Genomic DNA, 24686 nt, shown 5'->3' with positions numbered 1-24686 from the left:
GCGGTACGCAGCGAAGCGGAGTGGCCGCTCATCAGCAGCACAGCCTTCCCGCAGGCCGGCGCCGGAGCGAAGCGGAGGTGACGGCATGAGCGGTACGCAGCGAAGCGGAGTGGCCGCTCATCAGCAGCACAGCCTTCCCGCAGGCCGGCGCCGGAGCGAAGCGGAGGTGACGGCATGAGCGCGCGCCGCCGGGGCGAGGTCACCGTGGCCGCCATCGCGCAGCTGGCGGGGGTCTCCGTCCCCACCGTGTCCAAGGTGCTCAACGGGCGGGCCGGCATCGCACCCGAGACCCGCGACCGGGTCGAGGCGCTGCTGCGCGAGCACGGGTACCGCCGCGCCGACGCCGCCGCGACCACCCCGAACATCGAGGTCGCCTTCTTCGGCCTCGAGAGCCACCTGGCGATGGAGATCCTGCGCGGCGTCGAGCAGACCGTCCGCGAGCGCGGCCTGGCCGTCGGCTTCACCGACCTGCAGGGCCCGGTGCCCGGCGGCCGCCGCCCCGCCGACCGGCTCCTCGCACGCCGCCCCACCGGGGTCATCGCCGTGAACTCCGCGTACCGGATGCGCCAGTACGAGCAGCTCATCGCCAGCGGGGTGCCGATGGTGGTGCTCGACCCGACCGGCGAGCCGACGCACACCATCCCGTCCGTGGGCGCGACGAACTGGAGCGGCGGGGTGGCCGCGACCCGGCACCTGCTCGATCTCGGGCACCGGCGGATCGCGGTCGTCACGGGGCCGATGGAGTACCTGTGCGCGCGGGCCCGGCTCGAGGCGTCCCGCGGCGCGCTCGAGGCCGCCGGGTGCCCCCTGGGCCCCGAGCTGGTCCGGCACGGGCGGTTCACCTTCGAGGACGGCATCGAGCTGGGCCACGACCTGCTCGCCCGGGCCGACCGGCCGACCGCGATCGTGTGCGGCGACGACCTGCAGGCCCTCGGGGTCTACGAGGCCGCGCGCCGGCTCGGGCTGCGCATCCCCGCGGACCTGAGCGTCGTGGGCTTCGACGACATCGAGGTGACCCGCTGGTGCGGCCCGCCGATGACCACCGTCCGCCAGCCGTTCGCGGAGATGGGCGCCACCGCGGCCCGGATGGTGCTCCAGCTCGCCCTCGGCGAGGCCGTCGAGCCGGAACGGGTCGAGCTGGCCACCGAGCTCGTCGTGCGCGGCAGCACCGCCCCGCCAACCATCTGACCTTGCCACGGCGTCTGGTCGATATGCGTCGTAGCCTGCCGCTCCTGCTCGTCCCGCTCCTGTTCGCCCCGGCCGCCTGCGCGAAGGCGACGAACGGGTCCCATCCGGGCGGGCCGGTCACCCCCACGTCGATCCCGATCGACATCGGCCCCAGCGCCAAGGTCGCCGGCAACACGATGCCGACGGGCATCACCGTCAACGGCAAGGAGCTGGTGCTGTACATCCTGGTGCTCGGCAATCGCCCCCAGCTCGACGCGGCCGTGCGCGACACCGCGACCGGCAAGGTCGACCCGAACGGCGAGGGCCTGTGCACGGGCGGCACCGGCTCGGACGACCAGAACCCGTTCTTCGGCCTGCGCCAGTGCGTCGCCGCCGACGGCTCGCTGATCGAGTACGGCGCCTACAAGGGTGCCGTCTCCCGGATCACCAGCCAGGCCGACGGCACCAGTACCGATGCCACCTTCGCGCGCTGGACGGACACGCCGGCCGGCTCCGCGCCGGCCCAGGCCCCCGTCGTCGTCTTCTGGCTGCAGCGGCACGGCAAGCCGGCGCCGTCCAGCGTCGCCTTCGAGGGCAAGACGTCGCCGCTGCCCGCCGCGCAGTACCCGCGGATCACCGTCTACAGCCCCAACGGCAAGGCCGTCGCGTCGGCCAACCTCCGGCCCGGCATCACCGAGCAAAAGCCCGCCTGAGGCCCGCCCACCACCTCGACTTAAACCTATCGGAGAAGTATGCTTTTGGCATGAGACGACAGGCCATGACACTCGTGGTGAACCGGGTCGTGCGGCTCGCCCATCAGCTCGTCGGCTTCGGGGTCGACACCCCGCCCGAGGCGCCCGTGTGGGCCGAGCTGTCGCCGGACCGCACCCTGCACCGCATCACGCATCAGGCGGAGGCGGACTTCCGGCATCACCGCGCCGCGACCGGCTGAGCGCCCGCTCGACCAGCAGCAGCTGCCACCCGATCGCCAGCCCGGCGAGCACCCAGAACCCGAGCTCGTGGCGCAGGCCGAGCGCGACCAGGGCGCCGGTGAAGAGCAGGGCCGCGACCGCCATCACGACCCCGCAATCAGCCGATGTCTCCTATCGAATTTATAGCATATGGGCACGACGGAACCGGCTCTGGACCGCGCCCGAGACCTCCTCGAGCAGCGACCCCGGCAGCCCGCCGCGGTCGAGCGCGCCCAGGGCCAGGTCGACCAGCGGCGGGACGGCCGCGGCGATCGCGGCGTCGGTCAGCCCGTAGCGGGCGGCCTCGACCCAGCGATCGGCGACCGGCGCCGCCAGCCCGCGGGCGGCGTCGACCGTGGCCGGGTCGCCCAGCAGCGCCGAGAGCAACGCGACCGGCGCGAACCAGTCCCCGCCGGGCTGCGCGTCGAGGTAGCGCACCTCGAGGTGCCCGCGGGGGCGCACCGGCGGATAGAGCGTGCCGAGGTGCTCGTCGAGGTCGTCGTAGGTCGGCCGGCGGGGCAGCGCGCCGCCGATCCAGTCCGCGAACGTGATCCCGTCGGGCACGCTCCAGCGGGCGCCGGGGCCGCGCGCGTAGAGCAGCGGGGCCCGCAGCGCGTAGTCGGCCCAGGCCGCGGCCGGGTCGGGGCCGGTCGGGCGGGCGCCGGCGCGGGCCAGGCCCTGCCAGGCGCGCATGCGGGTGGACGCCCAGCCGGTGTCGCGGCCGGCGTGCACCGGGGAGTTGGCGAACAGCGCGAGCAGCGCCAGCTCGAGCTCGTGCACGGCGGCCCAGCGCGCCGCGAGCTCGCCGGGCGGCCCGGCCGGGAGCAGGGGGCGCAGCCCGGCGGTGCTGTACATCAGGATGCGCCCGTCGCCGCTGCGCCGGGCGAAGGCGGCGGCCATGGCCCGCTGCCGCCGCGAGGCGAGCACCCGCCGGGGTGCCCGGTGCGGATCGATGCCCAGCCCGGCGAGGCGCAGACCGCCCCGCGTGATGAGCAGGTCGAGCCGGTCGACCTCGGCGTGGACGGTCTCGTGCAGCCGCTGGAGGCCGGCCTGGGGCCACGCCGCGAGGGTCACCTGGCCGCCCGGCCCGAGCGTGACCCGCCCGCCGTCGCCGGGCTCGTGACCGCCGACGACCGCGGTGAGCGCCGCGGCGGTGAGCGGCCGGTGCGGATGATCGGCGTCGTGCACGAGCTGCTCGATCTCGACGCCGACGGACAGGGGCGGACCCGTCTTGAAGCAGATCGACGCGATGTAGCCCTCCGCGTCCTCGATCTGCGCGATCTCGCCGGAGTTGTTCATGGTCGAATGCTACGCCCGGCCGAACCTTCTGTATATCGACGACCACGCTCAGTGTCGGGCGGCATTCCGGTGGGCGGCCCCTTCCAGGTCCCGCGCCCGCCCGTCAGTGCTCGGGGGCTGCAGGCCACGACGGAGCCCGTCTGTAGGCAGTGGACGGGCTCCTGTCGTCGGATGACCGCCGCAGCGCACCACGGCGCCGCGCCGATCGTCAGCGGGGCCGGCGTTCCGCTCCCGGCCGGTCGGTGTCGGACACGTTGCGCTCGATGCCCTGCTGGTCGAAGCCGGGCCGCTGCTCCGTGCCGAGCCGGTCGTAGCCGGGCCGTTCGTTGGTGGCACGGTCGAAGCCGGGCCGGTCGTACCCGGGCCGGTCGCCGGCGGGCCGGTCGCCGCCGCGGTCGTAGCCGCCACGGTCATAGCCGCCGCGGTCGTAGCCGCCCCGGTCGTAGCCGCCACGCTCCTGCTGGCCGCGCCGCCCCGCACCCCGGTTGAATCCGGTCTGACGGTGGGCCGACATCAGCATGCCGACGGCGCCGAGGCCAAGCAGCACCGTCACGGCTCCGGCCGCCACGTTCGACACGATCGTGCCGATGGTCGGCCCCGTGGCCCCTCGCTGCACGATCCACGGCGAAATGACGACCCACACGCCGATCGCCGTCATAGCCCAGCTCAACCGATACATCCGCCCCGGCGCCATCGTCAGCCCCAGGGCGATCACGCCGATCGCGATGCCGAGAATCAGGTCGTTGACGGTCAGGCTCGGCGCGCTGGCGCTGAAGCCCACCACCCACGGCGAGATCGCCAGCCAGGCACCGGCAAGCAACACCAGGCCATCGATGACGACCGCCTGCCCGCTGGAGCCGAGCCGCTCATAGCGCTGTTGCATCTCGGCGATGTCCGGGTGTCCGGCGAGGTCCTGATATTGCGAAGTCTGGACCACGACACACCTCCTTGGTTCGTTGCTGCCTTCCTCTGTTCGTTCGCCTACCTGATCCCGCCTACCCAATGCCGGCCCGATCGACCACTTTGTGGCGGACGGGATGCGGGGGTTCTCACGGACGGGATGCGGGACGGAAGTGGCCGGTCTCCGGCGCCCCGGCGACCGGCGACGCATCGCTCATCGCCCGGTGCCGGTCGTCGCCGGCGCGCCGGTCCCGGATCAGCGCAGTCCCTCGCGGCGCAGCACCCAGTCGAGGATCACGACGGTCAGCAGCAGACCCGCGCCGGCCGCCAGCCAGATCGTGGCGATGTTGTCCTCCTGGTCGTTGCCGAACACCAGGGCGATCAGCATGACCGCGACGACGACCGCGCCGAGCCGGGCGGCGCGTGGATGTCCCGGCTTGCGCTGGTCCGGCGAGGTCACCGGCTCATGGACGGCCATGGCACCTCCTCGTGCCGCGGTGTCGCTACGGTTCAAGTCTGGCACGCGATCCGCGGCTCGAGTCGGGCACGCGATCCGCGGCGCGTCCTTCCCGTCGCGAAGTGCGAGGCGGCCGGTCGCGTCCGGGCGGCCCGCGCCCGCGCGTCGGCGACATCGCGGGTCGGTCCTGCCCGTCGCGGCGTGCGAGGCCGCCGTCGCATCCAGGCGGCCCGCGCCCGCGCGTCGGCGACATCGCGGCCGGGAAGCCGGTGAGGAACCCGCCGGGCGGGTAGTCGTGGGCCTTCAGCGGCACTCCACTGCCCCCGGAGGAAGTCATGCGAGCACGATTCGCCATCAGCGTCGCCGCGGCCGTGTGCGCGACGGCGACCGCCTTGCCCGTCACGGCGTACGGCGCGGCCACCCCGGCGCCGGGCGGCGGGCCACCACCACCGGGTCCCTCACCGACCGGCCAGGCCACGCCCGGCGGGCAGACGCCGACCGGCACCGAGGTCAGCACCGCGGACCGGGCGTTTTTGACCCAGGCCGCGCAGGGAGCCCAGTTCGAGGTGGCCAGCGGGCGGCTCGCCGCCAACCGGGCCGCGAGCGCGGCGGTGCAGTCGTTCGGCCGGCGGATGGTCACCGACCACGGCGAGGAGCTGCAGCAGCTGCAGGCGCTCGACCATTCGCTCGGCGTCGGCCTGTCGTCCGCCCCGAACACCGATCAGCGCAACCTCGCCGCCATCTGGACGAGCGTGCGCGGGGGTGCGTTCGACTGCTCCTACGCCCCCGCCATCTACGCCCTGCACGGAACGGACGTGCACGTGTTCGAGCAGGAGGCGGCGCACGCCGACAACGCCCAGGTTCGCCAGTTCGCCGCCGCCCAGCTGCCGGTCCTGCGCCAGCATCTGCAGATGGCGAGCAAGAACCTCGGCAACCTCGACTGCTCGGCACCGGCGGCCACGCCTTCGTGACCGCGCACGGCGCGGCCCGGGTTCACCGCGGCGCAGGCCCGGCCGGCAGGCCGAGGCGAACGCGGCGAGCACGAGCCCGGACGGGCCGGAGCGCGCGCCGGCGTGGTGCAGCCAGGCCGCAGGAGCCGGGCACCCCGCCGGCACGGGCCGCCGGTTCCGGGCCGCCACGGCGCGGTAGTGGACCCCCGTCAGCGAGGTCGGTACGCCTCGGCCCGCGGCCGACCCGGGCACCGAGGACGCCGGGGCGACCCTGTGCCGGCGACGCCGGCACGGTGGACGGGTCGGCCCACCATTGCGGCCGGGCACGTCCTTCGAGGCGATCCGCGGTTCGAACGGCCCTGGCGGTTCCACCGGCGCCGCTGGGCGCCTGCCGCGGTGATCCACGGGGCCGGGCGCCGAGCGGCTCTGGCGTGTTCGACCCGGACGCCGCGCGGGGCCGGTCCGGGTCCCGGCCGGGGGCGGGCCGTGGCAGACTGCCGGTGTGGATCACGAGCTGACCCCGGCCGCTTCGGCGCTGCTGGAGCATCTGCGCGGCCGGGGCGCACCGTGGCGGGGCTGACGATGGATCGTGGTGCGGCATGACGGTCACACTGCGCCCGGCCGAGGCCGCCGACATCCCCGCCGTCCTCGCGTTCTGGAAGGTCGCCGCCGAGGACACCAACCGCGTCGGCGACGACAGCGCCGCGGTCGCCGCGCTCATCGCCCGCGACCCCGAGGCCCTGCGGCTCGCGGTGGACGGCGACACGATCGTCGGCTCGCTCATCGCGGGCTTCGACGGCTGGCGCTGCCACCTGTACCGCTTCGCCGTCCACCCCGCGCGGCGCCGCCAGGGCATCGGGCGCCTGCTGCTCGACGCCGCCGAGGAGCGCTTCCGGGCCTTCGGCGGGCACCGGGCCGACGCGATGGTGCTGCGGGACAACGCGCTCGCCCACCACGCCTGGGCGGCCGCGGGCTACGCGTCCGAGCCGGAGTGGCGGCGCTGGGTCAAGCGGCTGGATTCCCGGTGAGCGCAACCGTGTTGATCTAGTCTCGGTCGGGTGGACGACGCGCAGCTCAGGCCGCCCGCGACGGTGTTCACGGCGTCGGTGGTGCTCGGCGTGTCGGCCGTGACCAACGTGATCCAGTCGCTGTTCTCGCTGGAGCAGTGGGGCCCGGCCCCGACCATGGTGTACCTCGCCGTGGCCGTGCTCGAGGCCGTCGCGGCGTTCGGGCTGCGGCTGGGGCAGCGCTGGGCCCGCCACGCGGCGAACGTCGTGCACGCCCTCATCATCGTGTACGTCGCGGTGCGCTCGTTCGACCCCGACGTCGGACTGGGGCGGGCGCTGTACGTGGCGACTTGGCCGGTGACGCTGCTGGTGCTGCTGAACACCCCGGCCGCGCGCGAGTACTGCGGCCGCGGCCGGGGTGTGCGTTAGCCGATCGGCGTCCCCGGCGTCGCTGCCCGGCGGTCTGGAACCAGGACCACGATCAGGCGGGCGGTCCACGCCGAGGCGGACGGGAACAGGGCGGTCACGGCGAGCGCGCCCAGGGTGGTGACGGCGATGTCGGCCAGGCCGAGGCCGATCGCGGCCGTGCGGGGCGAGGTCATGCCGCCCGCCGGGCCCGCAGCGCCAGCGCGGCCGAGGCGGCGACGCGCACGACGACCATCACGAGGGCCATCAGCACGAACGCGGCCGTCCAGGCGGCGGCACCGGAGATCTCGTGGGTCATCGAGAAGCGGCCGATCGCGGCCGAGAACCAGTGCTCGGCGCCGTACGCGAACAGCACCCGGCCGCCGATGACCGCGATCCACAGCGCCGCGTACGCGGCCCCGGCCCGCATCACCAGGCGCCCCTCCGCGTCCCGCCCGACCCGGATCAGCGCGGCCGCGGCCAGGCCGAGCACCGCGCCCGCCCCGGCCCCGGCGAGCTCGAGCCGCAGGTCGTTGCCGAGGGTCGGCAGGTCGTGCAGGAAGAACCAGGCCGCCACCGCGACCAGCAGCAGCGGCAGCGCGAACCGGGCCCGGGTCACGGCCCGGGTGCCGAGGTTCGACCACAGCACGAACGCCAGCAGGCCGGCGTTGAGCAGATATTGGGTGGTGCTCATCGGGACGCCTCCAAGGGGATCGGATGCCCCGGAACGCTATGGGCGCGGCGGCCGCGAGCCATCGCCGCTGGAGTGGATCCCGGCCCGCGCCGATCTCCACCCGTGGGTTGAGACGCGGGCCCGAGCCGGATGTCTAGCCTGGTGGGCATGAATCCGACGGCCGCGGCCACGCGACTGCACAGGCTGGTGCTCCTCGGCGGCTGGGCGACGGCCGCCGCGGTCGCGATCGCCACCGTGGCCGCGGGGCTGCCGGACGGTACCGCCGCATCCACCGCCGTCATCGCGCTCACCGTGACCGGGCTGGCCCTCTGGGGCCTGTGCCTGTCCCGCCGCGTCGCCGCGGTCCCGGTGCTGGTCGCCGCGCTCGTCGGCACCGGGCTGGCCGGGGCGGCCCTCGACGTGCTGCACCCGTCCGGCCCGGGGGTCGTGCTCGCCTACATGGCGATGACCGGCCTCGGCTTCGGCATCCCCCGCCGCCCGTCCCTCGCCGCGGCCGCGATCGTCGTCGCCGCGGCCGGCTGGGCCGAGGCACGCACCGCCGCCAACGGGGTCGCCGCGGTCCTGAGCCTCGCCGCCGGGGCCGGGTTCCTCTACCTCGCGGCGGCCTTCGCGGGCGTCTCCCGCGAGGCGCACGACCACTCCCGGGCCCTGCTCGAGCAGGAAGCGGCCACCCGCGAGGCCCGCGAGGAGGCCGCCGTGCTCGCCGAGCGCGGCCGGCTCGCCCGGGAGCTGCACGACGTGCTCGCCCACACCCTGTCCGGGCTCGCGGTGCAGCTGGAAGGGGCGCGGTTGCTGGCCGAGCGCACCGGCGCCGACCCGCGCCTCGCCGACCAGGTCACCAACGCCCAGCGCCTGGCCCGCGACGGCATGGTCAACGCGCGGCGCGCGGTCGCGACCCTGCGCGGGGAGGCGCTGCCCGGCCCGGCCCAGGTGCCGGCGCTGGTCGAGCAGGCGCGGCTGGGCGGGCTGCCGGTGGCGCTGCGGGTGCACGGCGACCCGCGCCCCCTGCCGAGCGAGGCCGGGCTGGCGGTGTACCGCACCGTGCAGGAGGCCCTCACCAACGCGGGCAAGCACGCCGGGGACAACGCCACCGCCACCGTCGCCCTCACCTGGGCCGAGACCGAGGTGACCGCGGAGGTCACCGACGCCGGCGGGGACCGGGTCGCGGCCGGGCTGCCGTCCGGCGGCTACGGCCTCGCCGGCCTCGCCGAACGGGCGGCCCTCGGCGGCGGCCGCCTCGACGCCGGCCCGACCGATGACGGCTGGCGGGTAACCCTCGTGCTGCCCATAGCTCTGGAGGACCGCACATGACCGGCGCCGTCCGCGTGCTCATCGCCGACGACCAGAAGGTGGTCCGCGACGGGCTGGCGATGCTGCTCGGCCTGCTCGACGGGATCGAGGTCGTCGGCACCGCGGTCGACGGGGCCGACGCCGTGCGGCAGGCCCTCGCCGGCGACCCCGACGTGGTGCTGATGGACCTGAGCATGCCGGGCACCGACGGCGTGGAGGCGACGCGGCGGCTGGCCGAGCACGGCTCCCGGGCCCGGGTCGTGGTGCTGACCACGTACTCCGACGACGACTGGGTGTTCCGCGCCCTGCAGGCCGGCGCGCGCGGCTTCCTCACCAAGGACGCCGGGGCCGAGGAGATCCAGCAGGCGATCACCACGGTGGCGGGCGGCCAGGCGCAGCTGGACCCGTCGGTGCAGCTGCGGCTGCTGCAGGCGCTGGCCGCGGGCGCGCCGCTGGGGGTCGCCGAGGAGCCGGCCGCCCCGGACGACCGCCTGACCGCGCGGGAGGCCGAGGTGCTGGTCGAGATCGCCGGCGGGCACTCCAACGCGGAGATCGCGGCGCGGCTGTACGTCTCCGAGGCCACGGTGAAGACGCACGTGAACCACCTGCTGGCCAAGACCGGGTGCCGGGACCGGGCGGCGCTGGTCGGGTACGCCTACCGCACCGGGCGCGTCACGCCGTAGCCCGGCTCAGCTCAGCCAGACCACCATCGCGTCGCCGGTGGCCGTGGCGGCGGCGAAGTACCGCACCAGGTCGTCGTAGTACTTGCGCAGGTGGTCGAGGGCGTCCGGCTCGCTCCACGCCTTCGGGTAGACGTCGGCCGCGTCCAGGTCGGCGCCCGTCACGCCGTCGATGAGCCGGTCGTAGGGCAGGGCGGACAGGAACGCCGAGGCCTCCGCGACGCGCTCCGGGGTGAGCAGGAAGGCCGGGCCGTAGCCCCAGTCGTCCTCGGTGAACTCGTCCTCGCCGTGGACCACGTCGATCGGGCAGGCGGCGCGCTCCAACAGCCAGCGCAGCGCGTCCCACGACTTGTCGGTGCGGTGCAGGCGGTCCTTGGCGAGCTGCCCGGCGGGGCTGTCCGGCTCGTCGATCTCGGCGTCCTCGAGCTCGTCGGCGTACTCCATCGCCCAGTCAGGATCCCGGCGCGCGCGATCGAACTCCAGCGGCGTGATGCGCAGGTAGTTGCCGATCATGCTCATCCCGTCAGATTATCGGGTCCGTATGATAGGACGCCGTGACCGTCAGGCCCGCGGCCTCGACCGACGCCGAAGCACTCGGCGCGCTGCACGTGCACGCCTGGCGGGAGGCGTACCGCGGCCAGATCCCCCAGGCCCACCTCGACGCCCTCGACCCGGCCGAACGCGCCCGGGAATGGCACAACCGGCTGAGCAACCTCCCGCCGCCCGCCGCCGTCTACGTGGTGGACGAGGCCGGCGTGCTGGCCGGCTTCGTCTCCACCCTCGTGCACCCCGACCCGGCGACGGGCCGGATCACGGCCATCTACGTGCGCCCGGGCGCCTGGGGCCGGGGCATCGGCCGCACCCTGATGGCCGCGGGGCTGGACCATCTGCGGGCGGCGGGCTGCACCGAGGCGGTGCTGTGGGTCCTGGCCACGAACGAGCGCGCGCGCCGCTTCTACGAGGCCGCCGGCTGGCACCCGGACGGCGTGACCCAGACCGAGGACTTCGACGGCGTACCGCTGCAGGAGCTGCGCTACCGCCGCCCCCTGTGACCGGCCCGGCGCGCTCCCGCACGATGATCCGATGTCGCTTCCGGCCGGCCCCGCACGCCGGCCTCGCCCGCCTCGTGGCGACGCTGGCGGAGCGGTGGAGGCCGGGCGATCCACCCCGGCCGAATCGGGCTCCGCCGCGCGGTTGATGGTCCCCGGGAGGCGGCTCGGCCATCATCGGCGGGCGCGCCCTCGTGCAGGCGCCGGTCGAGCCCGGGAGGAACCATGAACGCGGAGCAACTCGGCGAGTTGTTCGGCTGCGCGATGCTCTGCCTCTGCCCGCTCGCGGTGCTGATCGCCATCGGCGTGGCTCGCGGGCGCCGCGGCGGCACGGGCGGCGGCGGCACGGGCGGCGGCGGCACGGGCGGCGGCGGACCCGCGCCCACCTTCCCGGCGATGGGCGGGCCGGCCCCGCAGACCAGGCACTGCGGCATGTGCGGCGGGACCGGGACCGTGCCGTGCACCTGCGGCAATGGCTACGAGTACGTGGACGGGCAGCCGCGCAACCACCACCTCTGCGGCGGCAGCGGCCGGCTGCGCTGCAACAGCTGCGGCGGCAGCGGCACGAGCAGCTCCTGAAACGACGGCCGCGGGCCCGGGCCGGCGCCGCCCCTCCCCACGTCGAGCACCTGCGAGTGTCGCCGCGCGAAGGCCACGATCTCGTCGGGCGGGAGCTCGGAAAGGTCCGCCCCGCCCTCGATCGGCTCCCAGAACCGCTCGATCTCCGCAGCGGTAACGGTAACCCGTCGCATGCCTGCTTCCTCCTAGACTGGGCGGGTGACCGCCACGCACGACCCCAACGCCCTGCTCGACGAAGACGGTGGACTGCCCGAGGCGCGCCCGCCGTGGCCGGCCCGCGACCGGCTGCGCATCACCGCCGTCCGCCCGATCGTCACCGCGCCCGAGGGGCTGCCGCTCGTGGTGGTGAAGGTGGAGACCAGCGAGCCCGGGCTCCACGGGCTCGGCTGCGCCACCTTCACCCAGCGCTACGCCGCCGTCGCCGCGGCCGTGTCCGAGCACGTGGGGCCCCTCGCGATCGGGCGGCACCCGGCCGACATCGAGGACATCACGCGGACGGTGCACTTCTCGTCGTACTGGCGCAACGGCCCGGTGCTGAACAACGCCCTCTCCGGACTGGACCAGGCGTTGTGGGACATCGCCGGCAAGCGCGCCGGGGTGCCGGTCTACGAGTTGCTCGGCGGCCGGGTCCGCGGCGGCGTGGAGGTCTACACGCACGCGTCGGGCGACACGACCGGGGAGGTCCTCGACGAGGCCGAGCGGCTCATCGCCCAGGGCTACCGCTGCATCCGCATCCAGCGCGCCGAGCCCGGCCTCGGCAGCTACGGGGCGCCCGGCACCGGCGGGCACTACCCGGGCTCGCCGAACCCGGACGGCTGGGACCCGGAGCGGTATCTGCGCGGGACGCCGGCGCTGTTCGCGGCCGCCCGCGAGCGCCTCGGCTTCCAGATCAACCTCATGCACGACGTGCACAGCCGGCTCACCCCGAAGCAGGCGGTCGTGCTGGCGCGGGCGCTGGAGCCCTTCGGGCTGTCGTTCCTGGAGGACGTGATCCCGCCGGAGCACTACGACCGGCTGCCGGAGGTGCGGGCGGCGTCCCCGGTGCCGCTGGCCGTCGGCGAGCAGGTCGGCTCGGTGCCGGACGCGGCGCGGCTGATCCGCGACGGCGGCGTCGACCTGATCCGCCTGCACACGTCGGCGATCGGCGGCCTGACCCCCACCCGCAAGCTCGCCGCGCTCGCCGAGCTGTGCGGCGTGCGGACCGCGTTCCACTCCCCCGCCGACATCTCGCCGGTCGGGGTCGCGGCCAACCTCGCGGTCGACATCTCCAGCCCGGCGTTCGGGTTCCAGGAGTCGCACGAGTACAACGAGGCCACCCACGAGGTCTTCCCCGGCTGCCCGGACGTCGTGAGCGGCTACATGCAGCCGTCGGACGAGCCCGGCTGGGGCGTCGACCTCGACGAGCGCAAGGCGGCGCAGTTCCCGCCGACCAAGTTCCTGTTCGACCGCTGGGCGGCCGTGGTGCGCCGCCCCGACGGCGCGCTGGAGGCCCCGTGACGGTTCTGGTGACCAGCGCGGGCGGCAACATCGGCCACGCCGCCCGCCTCGCGGCCGTGGTGCGCCGCCCGGACAGCCCGCTGGAAGCACCGTGAGGGTTCTGGTGACCGGCGCGGGCGGCAACATCGGCCGCGCCGTCTGCGCCCGGCTCGCGGCCGAGCAGGTGCCGGTCCATGCCCTGGTACTGCACGATCGCCCCCCGTCCACAGTGGAGCACGCGGTCACGGGCGACGCCGGCGACCCCGCCACGGTCCGGGCGGCCATCGGCACCGGCGTCGACGCGGTGGTACACCTGGCCGCCATTCCGAGCCCGCTGAACGACCCCCCGCTCGACGTCTTCGCCGGCAACACCCGCGCCACGTTCAACGTCCTGGAGGAGTGCGCGCGGGCGGGCGTGCGCCGCGCCGTGATCGCGTCCAGCTACTCGATCATGGGCCTGCGCTTCGCCGAGCGCGAGCTGCATCCGGCCTACTATCCGATCGACGAGCGGGCCCCGTTGCAGATCGAGGACGCGTACTCGTTGTCGAAGCAGGCCGACGAGGCGACGGCCGCGATGATGCACCGCCGCCACGGCCTGGACATCGTGGCCCTGCGCTTCCCGTTCACGGCGGACTGGGACCGGCTGCGCACCGCGGCTTCGCGCTGCGAACGCGACCCGTCGACGATGGCCGCGGACTCGTGGTCGTACCTGCACGTGGACGACGCGGCCGAGGCGGTGTGGCTGGCCCTGACGCGCCCGGTGACCGGCATGCACCCTGTGCTCCTGGCCGCCCCGCACACCATGTCCGACCTGTCCACCATGGAGGTGATCGCGCGGTACCACCCGGGGACCGAGCTGCGCGCCACGATCCCGGGCACCGCGACCCCGATCGACACCGGGGCCATCGAGCGGCTCCTGGGCTTCCGCGCTACCCGCTCGCTCTGACGCGCCCGGCGCCACTGTCGGGCGTCGCGACCTGCTCGCCGAGCCTCCGCGGGCCGGCGCACGACACGTCGGATTTTCCGCCTGCGTGACGAACGCCCGTGGGACGACGAGTGAGCCGCGGCCGGCGCGGAGCCGATCGTCCTGGTGGCGGGCGGCGGCCGACGTACTGTTGGCGCAATGAGCGTGGTCCGGCGCGAGGCGCGGCGGCGGTGGGCGGTCGTCGCGGCGCTCGCCGGTGTGCTCGTCGCCGTCCCGCTCGTCGTCGCGTTCGCCCCGGTGTCGGCCGAGCGTGTCGAGCCGGCGGTGCTGCGGGACCGGATCATCGCCGCGGCTCAGGGGCCCTATCAGGGGTATGTCGAGAGCCGCGGCTCCATGGTGCTTCCCGACCTGCCGCAGCTGGCCGACACGGCCGCGCTCTTCGGCGGTACGACCAGCATGCGCGTCTGGCACGCCGGGCCGGACGCGTGGCGGGTCGCGGTGCTGGAACCGGCCGGCGAGAAGGACTATTTCCGCACCTCGTCAGCCGTGTACACCTGGGACTACGGCCGCAACCTGTGGACCGGGACCGCGGGTGAGCCGGCGGTCCGCTCGCCGCAGGCGTCCGACCTGGTGCCGCCCGAGCTCGCGCTGCGCCTGCTGCGCGACGCCGGGTCCGGGGCCCGGATCACCCCGCTGGCGGATCGGCGCATCGCGGGCGTCGCGGCGGCCGGCATCCGGGTGACGCCGGAGGACCCGGAGACCAGCATCGGTGCCGTCGACGTGTGGGCCGATCCACGCACGGGGCTGGCCCTCGAGGTCGACGTCGGCGGGGCGCTCACGACGCGGTTCCTGGACGCGCGCGTCGCGCCGCCGGCCGATGACGTCGTCCAGCCCCGCGCCGCCGCGTCGAGCGGGTTCGCCGCCGTCACCCAGTCGGAGGTCGCCTCGGCGCTGAACTCGGCCGCCCGGGCGAACCTGCCGGGCTCCCTCGCCGGGCGCGCCCGGGTGCCGGGGCCGTTGAGCGCGCTGGCGGTGTACGGCGACGGACTGTCGCGGCTCGTCGTCGTCGCGGTGCCCGGCCGCCTCGGTGAGCGCACGATGAACGCTTTGCGCAACGCCGGCGGTACACCCGTCGCGACCGGATATCTGCTGCGCTCCTCGGTGCTCACCCTCGCCGTCACCCGCTCGGGGCGGCGCACGTACCTGGTCGCCGGGTTCGTCACCGCGGACCTGATCACACGGGCCGCCGGGGAGCTGCGGTGATCCAGACCGCCGCGCTGAGCAAGACCCTTCGGCCGCAACGAGTTCGCCACCGGGGGACAAAGGTGATCCAGACCGTCGCGCTGAGCAAGACCTTCGGGCGCATCCGGGCCGTCGACGGCGTCGAGCTCACGGTGCCGGAAGGCTCGCGGTTCGGGCTGCTCGGCCCCAACGGCTCCGGCAAGACCACGGTGATCCGCATGCTGCTCGGCCTCGTCTTCGCCACGAGCGGGGAGATCTCGATCATGGGCAAGCCGGTCCCGCGCCGGCTGCACGAGATCCTCCCGGACGTCGGCGCGCTGGTGGAGGGACCGGCCGCGTACGGGCACCTGTCCGGCCGCGCGAACCTGCGCCTGCTCGACGCGGCCGGCCGCTCGGTGCGCGCCACCCGTCGCCGGCGCGTCGAGGAGGCGCTGGAGCGGGTCGGGCTGGCCGGCGTCGACGGGCGGCCGGTGCGCGCGTACTCGCTCGGCATGCGCCAGCGGCTGGGGCTCGCCTCGGCCCTGCTGCGCACCCCGCGCCTGCTGATCCTGGACGAGCCGACGAACGGGCTCGACCCGCAGGGCATGCACGAGATCCGGGAGCTGCTGCTGGAGATCAGCGCGGCCGGCTGCACCCTGCTGCTGTCCAGTCATCTGCTCGCCGAGATCGAGCAGCTGTGCACCTGGGTCGGGATCATGGACCGCGGGCGGCTCGTCGGGCAGGACGAGCTGGCCGCGCTGCGGGTGCCCACCGGCCGGGTCGTGCTGGAGAGCCCCGACGCCGACCGGGTGGTCGCGCTGCTCGACGGGCGGGTGGCGGACCGCGACGGGGACCGGCTCGCCGTCGCCCACCCGGACGCGGCCGCGCTCAACGCGCAGCTGGTGGCGGCCGGGCTGCGGGTGGTGGAGATCGGCGCCGAGCGGCGCACGCTGGAGCAGGTCGTGCTCGAGCGCACCGGGGCGGGCACGGACCGGATGGAGCGACGGTGATCCTCGTCGAACTGCGCAAGTTGTACCGCCGGCCGCGCACCCTGGTCTCCTTGGCGCTGCTGTGCGGGCTGCCGCTCGCGGTCGCGATCCTGCTGGCCACCACCCGGATCGGCACCGCGGCGGCCCAGGGCCCCCCGTTCCTCTCCGCGGTCCTGAGCAACGGCTCGCTGTTCCCGGCGGCCGCCCTGGCGATCGTGCTGCCGCTGTTCCTGCCGGTCTCGGTGGCGATCATCGGTGGCGACGCGGTCGCGGGCGAGGCGGCCGCCGGCACGCTGCGCTACCTCGTGGCCCGCCCGGTGGGCCGGACCCGGCTGCTGCTGGCGAAGCTCGTCTCGATCATGGTGTACGTCCTGGGCGCCGTCGTGGCCGTCGTGCTGAGCGGGTACGTCATCGGCCTGTCGCTCTTCCCCGCCCAACCGGGCGCCGAGGTGGTGACGTCGGTGTCGGGACCGGCCCTGACCCCCCAGCAGGTGATCCTGCGCATCGGGGCCGCGACGCTGTACGTCGCCCTGTCGATGCTCGGCGTCGGCGCGATCGCCCTGTTCCTGTCGACGGTGAGCGACTCGTCGCTGGGCGCCACATTGGGCGCGCTGGCCGCGCTGGTGGCGAGCCAGCTGTTCACGGCGCTGGACGCGGCGGCCGCGATCCGCCCGTATCTGCCCACGCGCTACTGGCTGGCCTGGATCGACTTCTTCCGCGAGCCGATCCTCTGGCGCGACATCGAGCGGGGCGTGGGCATCCAGGTGGTCCACGTCGCCGTGTTCCTGGGCCTGGCCTGGGCGAACTTCGCCACCAAGGACATCACGAGCTAGCAGGGCGGCGGCGCGGCGATGGGGGCCGTGCCGATCGCGTCGAGCACGAGCCCGGTCACGTAGTCGTCGGTGGGCAGGTCCCCGTGCCCGACCTCGCGCCCCGGGCACGCCTGCTGGATGTCGACGTCCACGGCCCCGTCGAGCCGGGCCGAGTCCGGCGGCACGACGGTCTGGTCCTGCTCGGTCCAGATGCTCAGCCACTGCGGCGGGTTCGGCACGCCGCGGCCCAGCTGCTTGAGCAGTGTGCTGCCGGGCGCGAGCTGCTGGCAGGCGGCCGGACACGCTCCGGGGAGCCCGGCGGCCCCGGCCGCGGCGAGCCGTGCGCCCTGGTGCGGCGAGCCGAGCGTGACGACGCGACGCGCCTTGTGCACGCCGTCGTGGTCGCGCACCCAGAGCCGGGCGACGACTCCCCCGGCGGAGTACCCGATCACGTCGACGGAGGGCGCCGCGCGCAGGGCCCGCGTCGCGGCGCCGTCGAGCACGTCGGCCTGGGCGGCGAGGTCCCCGGTGCCACCGTCGGGCATCTCGACCACGGTGGCCGACCGCCCCGTGGCCCGGATGGCCGCGGCGAGCCGGTCCACGCCGGCGGTCCCGCCGCCGTAGCCGGGCACGAGCAGCACCGGGCCGGGGACCGCCTGGTCCGGCACGCGCACCGGCTCCCGCCGCAGCACGGCGCGCAGCGCGAGTCCCCCGACGGCCAGCACCGCGATCGCCGCGAGCACCGCGAACATCAGCCGCCGCCGAGGACTCATGCCCCATGTATAACGCGCGCTTGACACCACTGGCTAATGCCATTAGCTTTTAGCTAACGCCATTAGCCAGAGCCCCTTGGAGAACGCGATGACCGAGTACCTGAACGTGGACGGCGGCACCCTGGCCTACGAGGTGACCGGCTCGGGCCCGCTCGTCGTGCTGGCCCACGGCATCGGCAACGACCGCCAGGCGTACCGCTTCGTGACGCCCCTGCTGGTCGCGGCCGGCTACCGGGTCGCCGCCCTGGACCTGCGCGGCTGCGGCGAGTCGAGCGTGGGCTGGACGTCCTGCACCAGGACCGACATCGCCGGCGACCTGATCGCCCTGATCACCCACCTCGGCGGCCCGGCCGTGCTGGTCGGGCACTCGATCTCGGGCGGCGCGGCCACGATCGCCGCCGCGAAGGCCCCCTCGCTGATCACCGCGGTGGTGGAGCTGGCCCCGTTCACGCGCAAGCTGAGCTACTCCCTGGGCGCCTTCCGCGTCGCGCGCTACCGCCAGGGCGCCCTGAACCTGCTCGGCGCCGGCCTGTTCGGCAGCGTCGCCCGCTGGCGGCGCTACCTGGAGATCGCCAGCCCGCAGCCCCGCCCCGCGGACTGGGACGCGAGCCTGGCGCACATCGAGTCGAAGCTGCGCGAGCCGGGCCGCATGAAGTCCTTCCAGCTGATGGGCCGCTCGACGCCGGCGGACGCCGCCGCCCAGCTCGGCAACGTCCGCTGCCCGGTGCTGATCATCGAGGGCGACCTGGACCCGGACTGGGTGAACCCCCGGGCCGAGGGCGAGGCGATCGTCGCGGCGCTCCCGGCGGGTCTGGGGCGGCTGGACATGATCGCCGGCGCCGGGCACTACCCGCACGTGCAGTTCCCCGAGCGGGTCGTCGCCGCGACGACGTCGTTCCTGGCGACGGTACGGGCCTGACCCTCACGTGGTCGCGCCGGACCGTCGATGCCGGCGCACGCGCCCGCGGCGCCGCCGGGCGGAGCGCACCGCGGCCCCGAGGTCTAGCGCCGGTGTTCGGGGAGCTGGTTGAGCCACAGGGCCACGGCCCGCGCCACCTCCTGGTCGAAGGCGGTCCGCGCCCGGTCCGCCGGGTCGCCGTCCTCGCCGGCGGCCAGCCGGCTGATGCGCGCGCGGGTCGCGGTCAGGCCGTTGGCCAGGAACTGCTCGAACGTCGCCGGGTTCGCGGCGTCCACCGCCAGCATCCCGCGCACGTACAGGTCGTCCACGTCGGTATCCGGGTCCACCGCGCACAGCCATGCGGCCTGGCGGCGGCGGCCCTCCGCGGTCAGCCAGCACGGCAGGCGGTTGCCGCTGCCGTGCCGCAGTGTCGTGGGCGCCTCCACGCGCAGCAGACCGGCCCGTTCCAGGCGGGTCACGCTGATCATCACGCGGCTCAGGTCGACGCGGCGGGCCGGGCCGAAGATCGCCGAGTGGCGGTGCCACAGGTCGTAGGCGCTGCTCGGGCCCTCCGCCAGCAGTACCAGGACGACATCGTCCAGTACCACCGTCATGAGGACCTCCGCGGAGAACTTCTACAGCCGTGTAGAAGTTAGCAGTCGGGCTCCTCCCGCAGCAGATCCCGCAGCAGGCGCTCGTCCTGCTCCGACAGGCGGCTCACGAACCGGCGCAGCACCGAAGCGCGGTCGGACTGGGCCGAGAGCAGGCGGCTGAGGCGATCCGCGACGAGCCCGGCCGGGTCGCTGAGCGCGCCGTACCGGTACGCCCGCCCGGCCCGCTCCCGGGTCACCGCCCCGCGCTCGTGCAGCCGGGTCAGCGTCGTGACGACCGCGCTGTAGGACAGGACGCCCGCGGGATCGACGCGGTCGCGGACCTCCCCCGGGGTGAGCGGAGCCCCGGCCGAGCCGAGTACCGTCAGGATCTCGGCTCCCAGCTGGCCGGGCCGCCGCCTCGGTCGCGCCTCGTCCGGGGTCACGGGCACGACTGTAGCGGGAAGGGTGCGCCGCAATCATGTTCGACCATTTCGTCTGGTCCGTCCTCGCCGTGCCGCCGCTGCTCGTCGTCGCCGTCCGGCTGCTCGCCGACCGCCTCGCCCCGGGCGCCGCGGCGCGGGCCGTGGCCTGGTCGGCCGCCGCGGCCGCGTTCGGCAGCACGGCCAACCTGGCGCTGTTCGCGGCGCACGCCGCGGCCGAGGTGCCGTTCGTCGGCCGGGCGCTGGGCTGGTCCACGCGGATCGTCGCGCACGACACGGCGTCGCGGCCCTGGGTGCCGTGGCTCAGCATCGGGCTGCTCGCGGCCGCCGCCGGGTCGGTGTCGTACCGCTGGATGCGCCAGCGCCGCCTCCTGCGCCTGCTGCCGTCCGGCCCGGCCGGGCCCGTGGTCATGGTCCCCGACGCGACCGCGGGCGCGTTCGCGGTCCCCGGCCGCCCGGGCCACGTCGTGGTCACGACCGGGATGCGGGACCTGCTCACCGACCGGCAGTTCGAGGCCCTCCTCGCCCACGAGCGCGCCCACCTCGCCGAGCGCCACCACCGCCTGGTGCGCATCACGGAGCTCGCCGTCGCCGCGCACCCGGCGCTGTGGTGGGTCGGCCGCCACGTGGACTACCTGGTCGAGCGGGCCGCGGACGAGCGGGCCGCGGCCGCGCTGGGCGATCGCCGTACCGTCGCCCACGCCATCGGCACCGCCGCGCTCGCCGGCACCGCGCCGCACCCGGCCGGCCTGCACGCGGCGGGCGTCGGCGGCATCGTGCCCCGCCGGGTGAGCCATCTGCTGCGCCCCCGCCCCGCCGCCCTGCCGCGGGTCCTGGCCGTGATCCCGGTCCTGGTCGGCCTCTCGTCCCTCGTCTGGACCGGCGAGGCCGCCGTGGACCTGATCCAGCTCTTCGCCGCGGCCGCGCGGTAAGCCGTGCACGTCCTCGCGATCGACCAGGGCACCTCGGCCACCAAGGCGGTGGTGACGGACGCCGCCGGGCGGGTGCTCGCGAGCGCCGAGGAGCAGCTGCGCCCCGTCCACCTCGACGGCGGCGGCGTCGAGGTCGACCCGCACGCGCTGCTGCGCTCCGTGCTCGGCGCCGGGCGGAGGGCCGCCGCCGAGGCCGGTGTCCCGCTGGACGCGGTGGCGCTGGCCAACCAGGGTGAGACCGTGCTGCCCTGGGACCGGGCCACCGGCGAGCCGCTCGGCCCCGCCGTCGTGTGGCAGGACCGCCGCGCCGAGGCGATCTGCGCCGCCCGCGCCGGCGCCGCGCCGCGCGTCGCCGAGCTGACCGGCCTCGTGCTCGACCCGTACTTCTCGGCCCCGAAGATGCGCTGGCTGCGCGAGCACCGCAACGCCGGGGGCGTCGTCACCACCACCGACACCTGGCTCGTCCACCGGCTCTGCGGCGCGTTCGTCACCGACGCGTCCACGGCGAGCCGATCCCTGCTGCTCGACCTCGACCGGGTCGCGTGGAGCGAGGAGCTGCTCGACCTCTTCGGCCTCGGCGGCGAGGAGCTGCCCGAGATCGTGCCGAGCGACCGGATCGTGGGCACCACCGCGGCGTTCGGCGGCGAGGTCCCCGTCACCGGGCTCGTCGTCGACCAGCAGGCCGCGCTGCTGGCCGAGGCGTGCCTGGAGCCGGGCACCGCCAAGTGCACCTACGGCACCGGCGCGTTCCTGCTGGCCCAGCTCGGCGCGAGCGCCGCGCGCTCGCGGCGGGGCCTGGCCACGTCGGTCGCCTGGCGGCTGCGGGACACCACCGCGTACTGCGCCGACGGCCAGGTCTACACCGCCGCCTCCGCCGTGCGCTGGCTCGCCGACCTGGGCCTGATCGGCGGCGCCGCCGAGCTCGACGCGGTCGCGGCCCCCGACGGCGGCGGCGTGCTCTGCGTGCCCGCCCTCGCCGGGCTGGCCGCGCCGTGGTGGAGCGCGTCGGCGACGGCGTCGCTGACCGGGATGACGCTGAGCACCGGCCGGGGCCACCTGGTGCGCGCGGTGCTGGAGGGCATCGCCGCCCAGGTCGCCGCGCTCGTCGCGCTCACCGGCGACGACCTCGGCACCCCGCTGACCCGCCTGCGCGTGGACGGCGGGCTCACCCGGTCCCGCGTGCTCATGCAGGCCCAGGCCGACCTCGCGCAGCTGCCGATCGAGGTGTACCCGTCCCCGCACGCGACCGCCCTGGGCGCCGCCGCCTGCGCCCGCCTCGCCCTGGACCCCGCACTGTCCATCGTGGACGCGACCGGCGGCTGGCGCCCAGCGGCCACCTTCGAACCCGCGTGGCCCCCGGACCGGGCCGCCGAACACCTGGCCCGCTGGCACGCCGAGGCCGCGAGGGCCGCGGCGTGACCGCCCCGCGCACCTTCGACGTCGCCGTCATCGGCGCGGGCCTCGTCGGCTCGGCGATCGCCCGGCGCTTCGGGGCCACGCGCCTGTCGACGGTCCTGGTCGAGGCCCGCGACGACGTCGGCGACGGCACGAGCAAGGCCAACACCGCGATCCTGCACACCGGCTTCGACGCGAAGCCGGGCACGCTCGAGGCGCGCCTGGTCGCCCGCGGCTACCACCTGCTCGGCGACTACGCCGCGGCGACCGGCATCCCCGTGGAGCGCACCGGCGCGCTGCTGGTCGCGTGGGACGACGAGCAGGTCGCGGCCCTGCCCGGCCTGCGGGACAAGGCCCGGCGCAACGGCCGCGCCGAGTGCTCGATCGTCGATTCCCGGCAGGTGTACCACGAGGTGCCCGACCTGGCCCCCGGCGCCCTCGGCGGCCTCACGGTGCCGGGCGAGTCCATCACCTGCACGTGGACGACGAACCTGGCCCTCGCGACCGAGGCGGTGCTGCGCGGCGTCACCCTGCTGCGCGGCCACCGCGTCACCGCCGTGCGCGACGACGGCACGCACACCTGGCTGAGCACCGGGCACGGCGACATCGGGGCGCGCTGGGTCGTCAACGCGGCGGGTCTCGGCTCCGACGCCGTCGACCGGCTCTTCGGCCACGAACGGTTCACCGTCACGCCCCGCCGCGGCGAGCTGCTCGTGTTCGACAAGCTCGCCCGGCCCAAGGCGCCGCGGATCGTCCTGCCGGTGCCGTCCAGGGCGGGCAAGGGCGTGCTCATCAGCCCGACGATCTACGGCAACGTGATGCTCGGCCCGACCGCCGAGGACCTCGAGGACCGGGCGGCCACCGGCACCTCCGAGGCCGGGTTCGCGTTCCTGCGCGAGAAGGGCGCCGCGCTCATGCCGTCGCTGCTGGACGAGGAGGTCACGGCCGCCTACGCGGGCCTGCGCGCCGCGATCGACGCCGAGGACTACCTGATCGACGTGGACGAGTCCCGCCGGTACGTGCTCGCCGGCGGCATCCGCTCGACCGGTCTCACCGCGTGCCTGGCCATCGCCGAGCACGTCGCGTCCCTCGTCGACGGGGTGCTGGACCTGGCCGAGCGCCCCGGCCTGCCGCCCCCGCCCCGGATGCCGAACCTCGGCGAGGCGGGGCGGCGGCCCTACCAGGACGCCGCGGCGATCGCGGCCGACCCGCAGTACGGCCGGATCGTGTGCTTCTGCGAGCGGGTGACGCGGGGCGAGATCCGCGACGCCTTCGCCGCGCCGATCCCGCCGTCCACCGTGGACGGCCTGCGGCGCCGGACCCGCGCGATGAACGGCCGCTGCCAGGGGTTCTTCTGCGGTGCCGAGGTCGCGGCCCTGGCCGAGTCGCACGGGGGGCCGCGGTGAGCGAGCACGTGCGCGTCGCGATCGTCGGGGGCGGGCCCGCCGGGCTGGCGGCGGCCGCGGCCCTGGCCGGGCGCGTGGACGGCACGGTGCTCGTGCTCGAGCGGGAGGCCGCGCCCGGGGGGATCGCGCGGCACAGTGCGCACAGCGGGTACGGCATCCGGGACCTGCACCGGGTCCTCAGTGGACCGTCCTATGCGCAGCGTCTCGCGGGGCGGGCCGCGGCGGCCGGGGCGGTGCTGGAGACCGAGGCGATGGTGACCGGCTGGGCCGGCGACCGCGCGCTCGAGGTGACCTCGCCACGCGGGCGGCGCACGGTGACCGCCGACGCGATCGTGCTCGCCACCGGCGCCCGCGAGCGCCCCCGGCCCGCGCGGGGAATCCCCGGCGACCGGCCGGCCGGCGTCTACACCACCGGGCAGCTCCAGCAGCTCGTCCACCTGCACCACCGGGCCGTCGGCCGCCGCGCGGTCGTCGTCGGGGCCGAGCTCGTGAGCTGGTCGGCGGTGCTCACCCTGCGCGCGGCCGGCTGCCGGACGGTCCTGCTCACCACCGAGCGGCCCCGGCCCGAGCTGCGGCTGCCGCTGCGCCCGGTGCGCACCCGCACCCGCGTGGCCGCCATCCACGGGCGCGGCCGGGTGTCCACTGTGGAGCTGGAGGACCTGCGCACCGGGCGCCGCGAGCACGTCGCGTGCGACACCGTCGTGCTCACCGGCGACTGGATCCCCGACCACGAGCTGGCCCGCGCGGCCGGGCTCGCGCTCGACCCGGCGACGCTCGGCCCCCGCGTCGACGCCGCCCTGCGCACGAGCCGCCCCGGCGTCTTCGCGGCCGGCAACCTGCTGCACCCGGTCGACACGGCCGACGTCGCCGCGCTCGACGGCCGCCACGTCGCCGCCGCCGTGCTGCGGCACCTGGCCGGCGCCGGGCGGCCCGGCACCACCGACGCCGGGCAGCCCGGAAGCCCCGGCGCCGAGTGGCCCGGAAGCCCCGGCGCCGGGCGGCCCGGAAGCCCCGGCGTCGAGCGGTCGGGCACCGCCGGCGCCGGGCGGGCCGGGAGCGCCGGCGTCGAGCTGGTCGCGGAGCCGCCGCTGCGGTGGGTGGCCCCGCAGCTCATCCACCCGGGCGGCCCGCCGCCGGCCCGGGACCGGCTGCTGCTGTGGACCGCCGAGCACCGCCGCCTCCCCCGCGTCACCGCCACGCAGGACGGCCGCCGGCTCGGCTCGCGGCGCCTGCCCTGGCCGGCCGCCCCCGGGCGGGTGTTCCGGGTGCCGTACGCGCTGGTCCGGGCCGCCGACCCGGCCGGCGGCCCGGTCCACCTCACGCTCGGCCCATGACGGCCGCGGCCCGCCGTGCCCGGCCCGGGCGCCCCGAGAGGCCG

29 protein-coding genes are annotated in these 24686 nt (G+C 75.7%); 20 read left to right on the top strand and 9 right to left on the bottom strand.

Annotated features, from left to right (window positions below; translation table 11 throughout):
- Positions 1-174 precede the first annotated feature (174 nt).
- From ACQP1P_RS19145 to ACQP1P_RS19135, 3 genes are read left to right on the top strand one after another with little or no spacing between them, the layout of a single operon-like run.
- The gene (locus ACQP1P_RS19145; protein WP_433088042.1) at positions 175-1188 is read left to right on the top strand and encodes a LacI family DNA-binding transcriptional regulator; all 1014 of its coding nucleotides are present in this window, start codon (positions 175-177) and stop codon (positions 1186-1188) included.
- Between the two features lie 23 nt (positions 1189-1211).
- Entirely contained in the window at positions 1212-1880 is a 669-nt protein-coding gene (locus ACQP1P_RS19140; RefSeq protein WP_433088041.1) for a hypothetical protein, read from the top strand.
- 50 nt (positions 1881-1930) lie between these two features.
- Complete coding sequence (locus ACQP1P_RS19135; protein WP_433088040.1) at positions 1931-2119, top strand: hypothetical protein; 189 nt, start codon at positions 1931-1933, stop codon at positions 2117-2119.
- A gap of 160 nt (positions 2120-2279) precedes the next feature.
- Here ACQP1P_RS19135 and ACQP1P_RS19130 read toward each other — a convergent pair whose 3' ends face one another.
- The 3 genes from ACQP1P_RS19130 to ACQP1P_RS19120 form a co-directional block, all read right to left on the bottom strand.
- Positions 2280-3437, bottom strand: a complete 1158-nt coding sequence (locus ACQP1P_RS19130) for a glutamate-cysteine ligase family protein (RefSeq protein WP_433088039.1) — start codon at positions 3435-3437, stop codon at positions 2280-2282.
- Positions 3438-3645: 208 nt separating this feature from the next.
- On the bottom strand, positions 3646-4374 hold the full coding sequence (locus ACQP1P_RS19125; protein ID WP_433088038.1) for an SPW repeat protein: 729 nt from the start codon (positions 4372-4374) through the stop codon (positions 3646-3648).
- A 219-nt stretch (positions 4375-4593) separates the two neighbouring features.
- Positions 4594-4815, bottom strand: a complete 222-nt coding sequence (locus ACQP1P_RS19120) for a hypothetical protein (protein WP_433088037.1) — start codon at positions 4813-4815, stop codon at positions 4594-4596.
- Positions 4816-5129: 314 nt separating this feature from the next.
- On the opposite strand from ACQP1P_RS19120, the gene ACQP1P_RS19115 reads away from it, so the two are divergent.
- The 3 genes from ACQP1P_RS19115 (at position 5130) to ACQP1P_RS19105 (ending at position 7180) form a co-directional block, all read left to right on the top strand.
- A complete protein-coding gene (locus tag ACQP1P_RS19115; RefSeq protein WP_433088036.1) occupies positions 5130-5765 on the top strand; it encodes a DUF4142 domain-containing protein in 636 nt (211 codons plus the stop codon).
- 578 nt (positions 5766-6343) lie between these two features.
- Positions 6344-6772, top strand: a complete 429-nt coding sequence (locus ACQP1P_RS19110) for a GNAT family N-acetyltransferase (RefSeq protein ID WP_433088035.1) — start codon at positions 6344-6346, stop codon at positions 6770-6772.
- Between the two features lie 30 nt (positions 6773-6802).
- Positions 6803-7180: a hypothetical protein gene (locus tag ACQP1P_RS19105; RefSeq protein WP_433088034.1), complete on the top strand. Its 378-nt coding sequence runs from the start codon at positions 6803-6805 to the stop codon at positions 7178-7180.
- Here the strand turns inward: ACQP1P_RS19105 and ACQP1P_RS19100 are convergent.
- Both ACQP1P_RS19100 and ACQP1P_RS19095 read right to left on the bottom strand, forming a co-directional pair.
- Entirely contained in the window at positions 7177-7353 is a 177-nt protein-coding gene (locus ACQP1P_RS19100) for a hypothetical protein (RefSeq protein ID WP_433088033.1), read from the bottom strand. The genes ACQP1P_RS19105 and ACQP1P_RS19100 overlap by 4 nt on opposite strands.
- Positions 7350-7850, bottom strand: a complete 501-nt coding sequence (locus tag ACQP1P_RS19095; RefSeq protein WP_433088032.1) for a hypothetical protein — start codon at positions 7848-7850, stop codon at positions 7350-7352. The genes ACQP1P_RS19100 and ACQP1P_RS19095 overlap by 4 nt, the downstream gene beginning before the upstream one ends.
- A gap of 147 nt (positions 7851-7997) precedes the next feature.
- Here ACQP1P_RS19095 and ACQP1P_RS19090 point away from each other — a divergent pair, with 147 nt between their 5' ends.
- Both ACQP1P_RS19090 and ACQP1P_RS19085 read left to right on the top strand, forming a co-directional pair.
- On the top strand, positions 7998-9161 hold the full coding sequence (locus ACQP1P_RS19090) for a sensor histidine kinase (RefSeq protein ID WP_433088031.1): 1164 nt from the start codon (positions 7998-8000) through the stop codon (positions 9159-9161).
- Positions 9158-9823, top strand: a complete 666-nt coding sequence (locus tag ACQP1P_RS19085) for a response regulator transcription factor (RefSeq protein ID WP_350623702.1) — start codon at positions 9158-9160, stop codon at positions 9821-9823. Before ACQP1P_RS19090 ends, ACQP1P_RS19085 begins: the two co-directional genes overlap by 4 nt.
- Before the next feature lie 6 nt (positions 9824-9829).
- On the opposite strand, the gene ACQP1P_RS19080 is transcribed toward ACQP1P_RS19085, so the two are convergent.
- Positions 9830-10339, bottom strand: a complete 510-nt coding sequence (locus ACQP1P_RS19080) for a YfbM family protein (RefSeq protein ID WP_433088030.1) — start codon at positions 10337-10339, stop codon at positions 9830-9832.
- A gap of 35 nt (positions 10340-10374) precedes the next feature.
- Here ACQP1P_RS19080 and ACQP1P_RS19075 point away from each other — a divergent pair, with 35 nt between their 5' ends.
- From ACQP1P_RS19075 to ACQP1P_RS19045, 7 genes are all read left to right on the top strand, one after another.
- A complete protein-coding gene (locus ACQP1P_RS19075; protein WP_433088029.1) occupies positions 10375-10872 on the top strand; it encodes an N-acetyltransferase family protein in 498 nt (165 codons plus the stop codon).
- A gap of 222 nt (positions 10873-11094) precedes the next feature.
- Positions 11095-11448 (top strand): hypothetical protein, encoded by a 354-nt coding sequence (locus ACQP1P_RS19070; RefSeq protein WP_433088028.1) that lies wholly within the window; start codon positions 11095-11097, stop codon positions 11446-11448.
- 198 nt (positions 11449-11646) lie between these two features.
- Positions 11647-12945 (top strand): enolase C-terminal domain-like protein, encoded by a 1299-nt coding sequence (locus ACQP1P_RS19065; protein WP_433088027.1) that lies wholly within the window; start codon positions 11647-11649, stop codon positions 12943-12945.
- Between the two features lie 91 nt (positions 12946-13036).
- Positions 13037-13870, top strand: coding sequence for an NAD-dependent epimerase/dehydratase family protein (locus tag ACQP1P_RS19060; RefSeq protein WP_433088026.1), 834 nt, complete (start codon positions 13037-13039; stop codon positions 13868-13870).
- 177 nt (positions 13871-14047) lie between these two features.
- The gene (locus ACQP1P_RS19055) at positions 14048-15112 is read left to right on the top strand and encodes a hypothetical protein (protein ID WP_433088025.1); all 1065 of its coding nucleotides are present in this window, start codon (positions 14048-14050) and stop codon (positions 15110-15112) included.
- Between the two features lie 62 nt (positions 15113-15174).
- Positions 15175-16080, top strand: coding sequence for an ABC transporter ATP-binding protein (locus ACQP1P_RS19050; protein ID WP_433088024.1), 906 nt, complete (start codon positions 15175-15177; stop codon positions 16078-16080).
- Complete coding sequence (locus ACQP1P_RS19045) at positions 16077-16892, top strand: ABC transporter permease (RefSeq protein ID WP_433088023.1); 816 nt, start codon at positions 16077-16079, stop codon at positions 16890-16892. Before ACQP1P_RS19050 ends, ACQP1P_RS19045 begins: the two co-directional genes overlap by 4 nt.
- Here ACQP1P_RS19045 and ACQP1P_RS19040 read toward each other — a convergent pair.
- Positions 16889-17644 (bottom strand): esterase/lipase family protein, encoded by a 756-nt coding sequence (locus tag ACQP1P_RS19040; protein ID WP_433088022.1) that lies wholly within the window; start codon positions 17642-17644, stop codon positions 16889-16891. The two genes, ACQP1P_RS19045 and ACQP1P_RS19040, sit on opposite strands and share 4 nt — an antisense overlap.
- 88 nt (positions 17645-17732) lie before the next feature.
- Here ACQP1P_RS19040 and ACQP1P_RS19035 point away from each other — a divergent pair, with 88 nt between their 5' ends.
- Entirely contained in the window at positions 17733-18563 is an 831-nt protein-coding gene (locus ACQP1P_RS19035) for an alpha/beta fold hydrolase (protein ID WP_433088021.1), read from the top strand.
- A gap of 83 nt (positions 18564-18646) precedes the next feature.
- Here the strand turns inward: ACQP1P_RS19035 and ACQP1P_RS19030 are convergent, their stop codons facing one another.
- Together ACQP1P_RS19030 and ACQP1P_RS19025 are read right to left on the bottom strand one after the other, a co-directional pair.
- Positions 18647-19156, bottom strand: coding sequence for a hypothetical protein (locus tag ACQP1P_RS19030; protein ID WP_433088020.1), 510 nt, complete (start codon positions 19154-19156; stop codon positions 18647-18649).
- A 38-nt stretch (positions 19157-19194) separates the two neighbouring features.
- Positions 19195-19578, bottom strand: coding sequence for a BlaI/MecI/CopY family transcriptional regulator (locus ACQP1P_RS19025; protein WP_433088019.1), 384 nt, complete (start codon positions 19576-19578; stop codon positions 19195-19197).
- A gap of 35 nt (positions 19579-19613) precedes the next feature.
- On the opposite strand from ACQP1P_RS19025, the gene ACQP1P_RS19020 reads away from it, so the two are divergent.
- Genes ACQP1P_RS19020 through ACQP1P_RS19005 form a run of 4 tightly spaced genes read left to right on the top strand, consistent with a single transcriptional unit; the run spans position 19614 to position 24642 of the window.
- The gene (locus tag ACQP1P_RS19020; protein WP_433088018.1) at positions 19614-20507 is read left to right on the top strand and encodes a M56 family metallopeptidase; all 894 of its coding nucleotides are present in this window, start codon (positions 19614-19616) and stop codon (positions 20505-20507) included.
- Between the two features lie 3 nt (positions 20508-20510).
- Positions 20511-21926 (top strand): FGGY family carbohydrate kinase, encoded by a 1416-nt coding sequence (locus tag ACQP1P_RS19015; protein ID WP_433088017.1) that lies wholly within the window; start codon positions 20511-20513, stop codon positions 21924-21926.
- Positions 21923-23308, top strand: coding sequence for an NAD(P)/FAD-dependent oxidoreductase (locus ACQP1P_RS19010; protein ID WP_433088016.1), 1386 nt, complete (start codon positions 21923-21925; stop codon positions 23306-23308). The genes ACQP1P_RS19015 and ACQP1P_RS19010 overlap by 4 nt, the downstream gene beginning before the upstream one ends.
- Positions 23305-24642: an NAD(P)/FAD-dependent oxidoreductase gene (locus ACQP1P_RS19005; protein WP_433088015.1), complete on the top strand. Its 1338-nt coding sequence runs from the start codon at positions 23305-23307 to the stop codon at positions 24640-24642. The genes ACQP1P_RS19010 and ACQP1P_RS19005 overlap by 4 nt, the downstream gene beginning before the upstream one ends.
- Positions 24643-24686 lie beyond the last annotated feature (44 nt).

Source organism: Dactylosporangium sp. CA-052675, assembly GCF_050947935.1.
Lineage (GTDB): Bacteria > Actinomycetota > Actinomycetes > Mycobacteriales > Micromonosporaceae > Dactylosporangium.
The sequence above is the reverse complement of the archived record's forward strand: the minus strand, read 5'-3'. Positions and strand labels throughout refer to the sequence as shown.

Bases quoted from the DNA above. Each gene is read 5' to 3' on its own strand.
- ACQP1P_RS19145 (WP_433088042.1), top strand. From the start codon at position 175: ATGAGCGCGCGCCGCCGGGGCGAGGTCACCGTGGCCGCCATCGCGCAG.
- ACQP1P_RS19140 (WP_433088041.1), top strand. From the start codon at position 1,212: ATGCGTCGTAGCCTGCCGCTCCTGCTCGTCCCGCTCCTGTTCGCCCCG.
- ACQP1P_RS19135 (WP_433088040.1), top strand. From the start codon at position 1,931: ATGAGACGACAGGCCATGACACTCGTGGTGAACCGGGTCGTGCGGCTC.
- ACQP1P_RS19130 (WP_433088039.1), bottom strand. From the start codon at position 3,437: ATGAACAACTCCGGCGAGATCGCGCAGATCGAGGACGCGGAGGGCTAC.
- ACQP1P_RS19120 (WP_433088037.1), bottom strand. From the start codon at position 4,815: ATGGCCGTCCATGAGCCGGTGACCTCGCCGGACCAGCGCAAGCCGGGA.
- ACQP1P_RS19115 (WP_433088036.1), top strand. From the start codon at position 5,130: ATGCGAGCACGATTCGCCATCAGCGTCGCCGCGGCCGTGTGCGCGACG.
- ACQP1P_RS19110 (WP_433088035.1), top strand. From the start codon at position 6,344: ATGACGGTCACACTGCGCCCGGCCGAGGCCGCCGACATCCCCGCCGTC.
- ACQP1P_RS19100 (WP_433088033.1), bottom strand. From the start codon at position 7,353: ATGACCTCGCCCCGCACGGCCGCGATCGGCCTCGGCCTGGCCGACATC.
- ACQP1P_RS19095 (WP_433088032.1), bottom strand. From the start codon at position 7,850: ATGAGCACCACCCAATATCTGCTCAACGCCGGCCTGCTGGCGTTCGTG.
- ACQP1P_RS19090 (WP_433088031.1), top strand. From the start codon at position 7,998: ATGAATCCGACGGCCGCGGCCACGCGACTGCACAGGCTGGTGCTCCTC.
- ACQP1P_RS19085 (WP_350623702.1), top strand. From the start codon at position 9,158: ATGACCGGCGCCGTCCGCGTGCTCATCGCCGACGACCAGAAGGTGGTC.
- ACQP1P_RS19080 (WP_433088030.1), bottom strand. From the start codon at position 10,339: ATGAGCATGATCGGCAACTACCTGCGCATCACGCCGCTGGAGTTCGAT.
- ACQP1P_RS19070 (WP_433088028.1), top strand. From the start codon at position 11,095: ATGAACGCGGAGCAACTCGGCGAGTTGTTCGGCTGCGCGATGCTCTGC.
- ACQP1P_RS19055 (WP_433088025.1), top strand. From the start codon at position 14,048: ATGAGCGTGGTCCGGCGCGAGGCGCGGCGGCGGTGGGCGGTCGTCGCG.
- ACQP1P_RS19040 (WP_433088022.1), bottom strand. From the start codon at position 17,644: ATGAGTCCTCGGCGGCGGCTGATGTTCGCGGTGCTCGCGGCGATCGCG.
- ACQP1P_RS19035 (WP_433088021.1), top strand. From the start codon at position 17,733: ATGACCGAGTACCTGAACGTGGACGGCGGCACCCTGGCCTACGAGGTG.
- ACQP1P_RS19030 (WP_433088020.1), bottom strand. From the start codon at position 19,156: ATGACGGTGGTACTGGACGATGTCGTCCTGGTACTGCTGGCGGAGGGC.
- ACQP1P_RS19020 (WP_433088018.1), top strand. From the start codon at position 19,614: ATGTTCGACCATTTCGTCTGGTCCGTCCTCGCCGTGCCGCCGCTGCTC.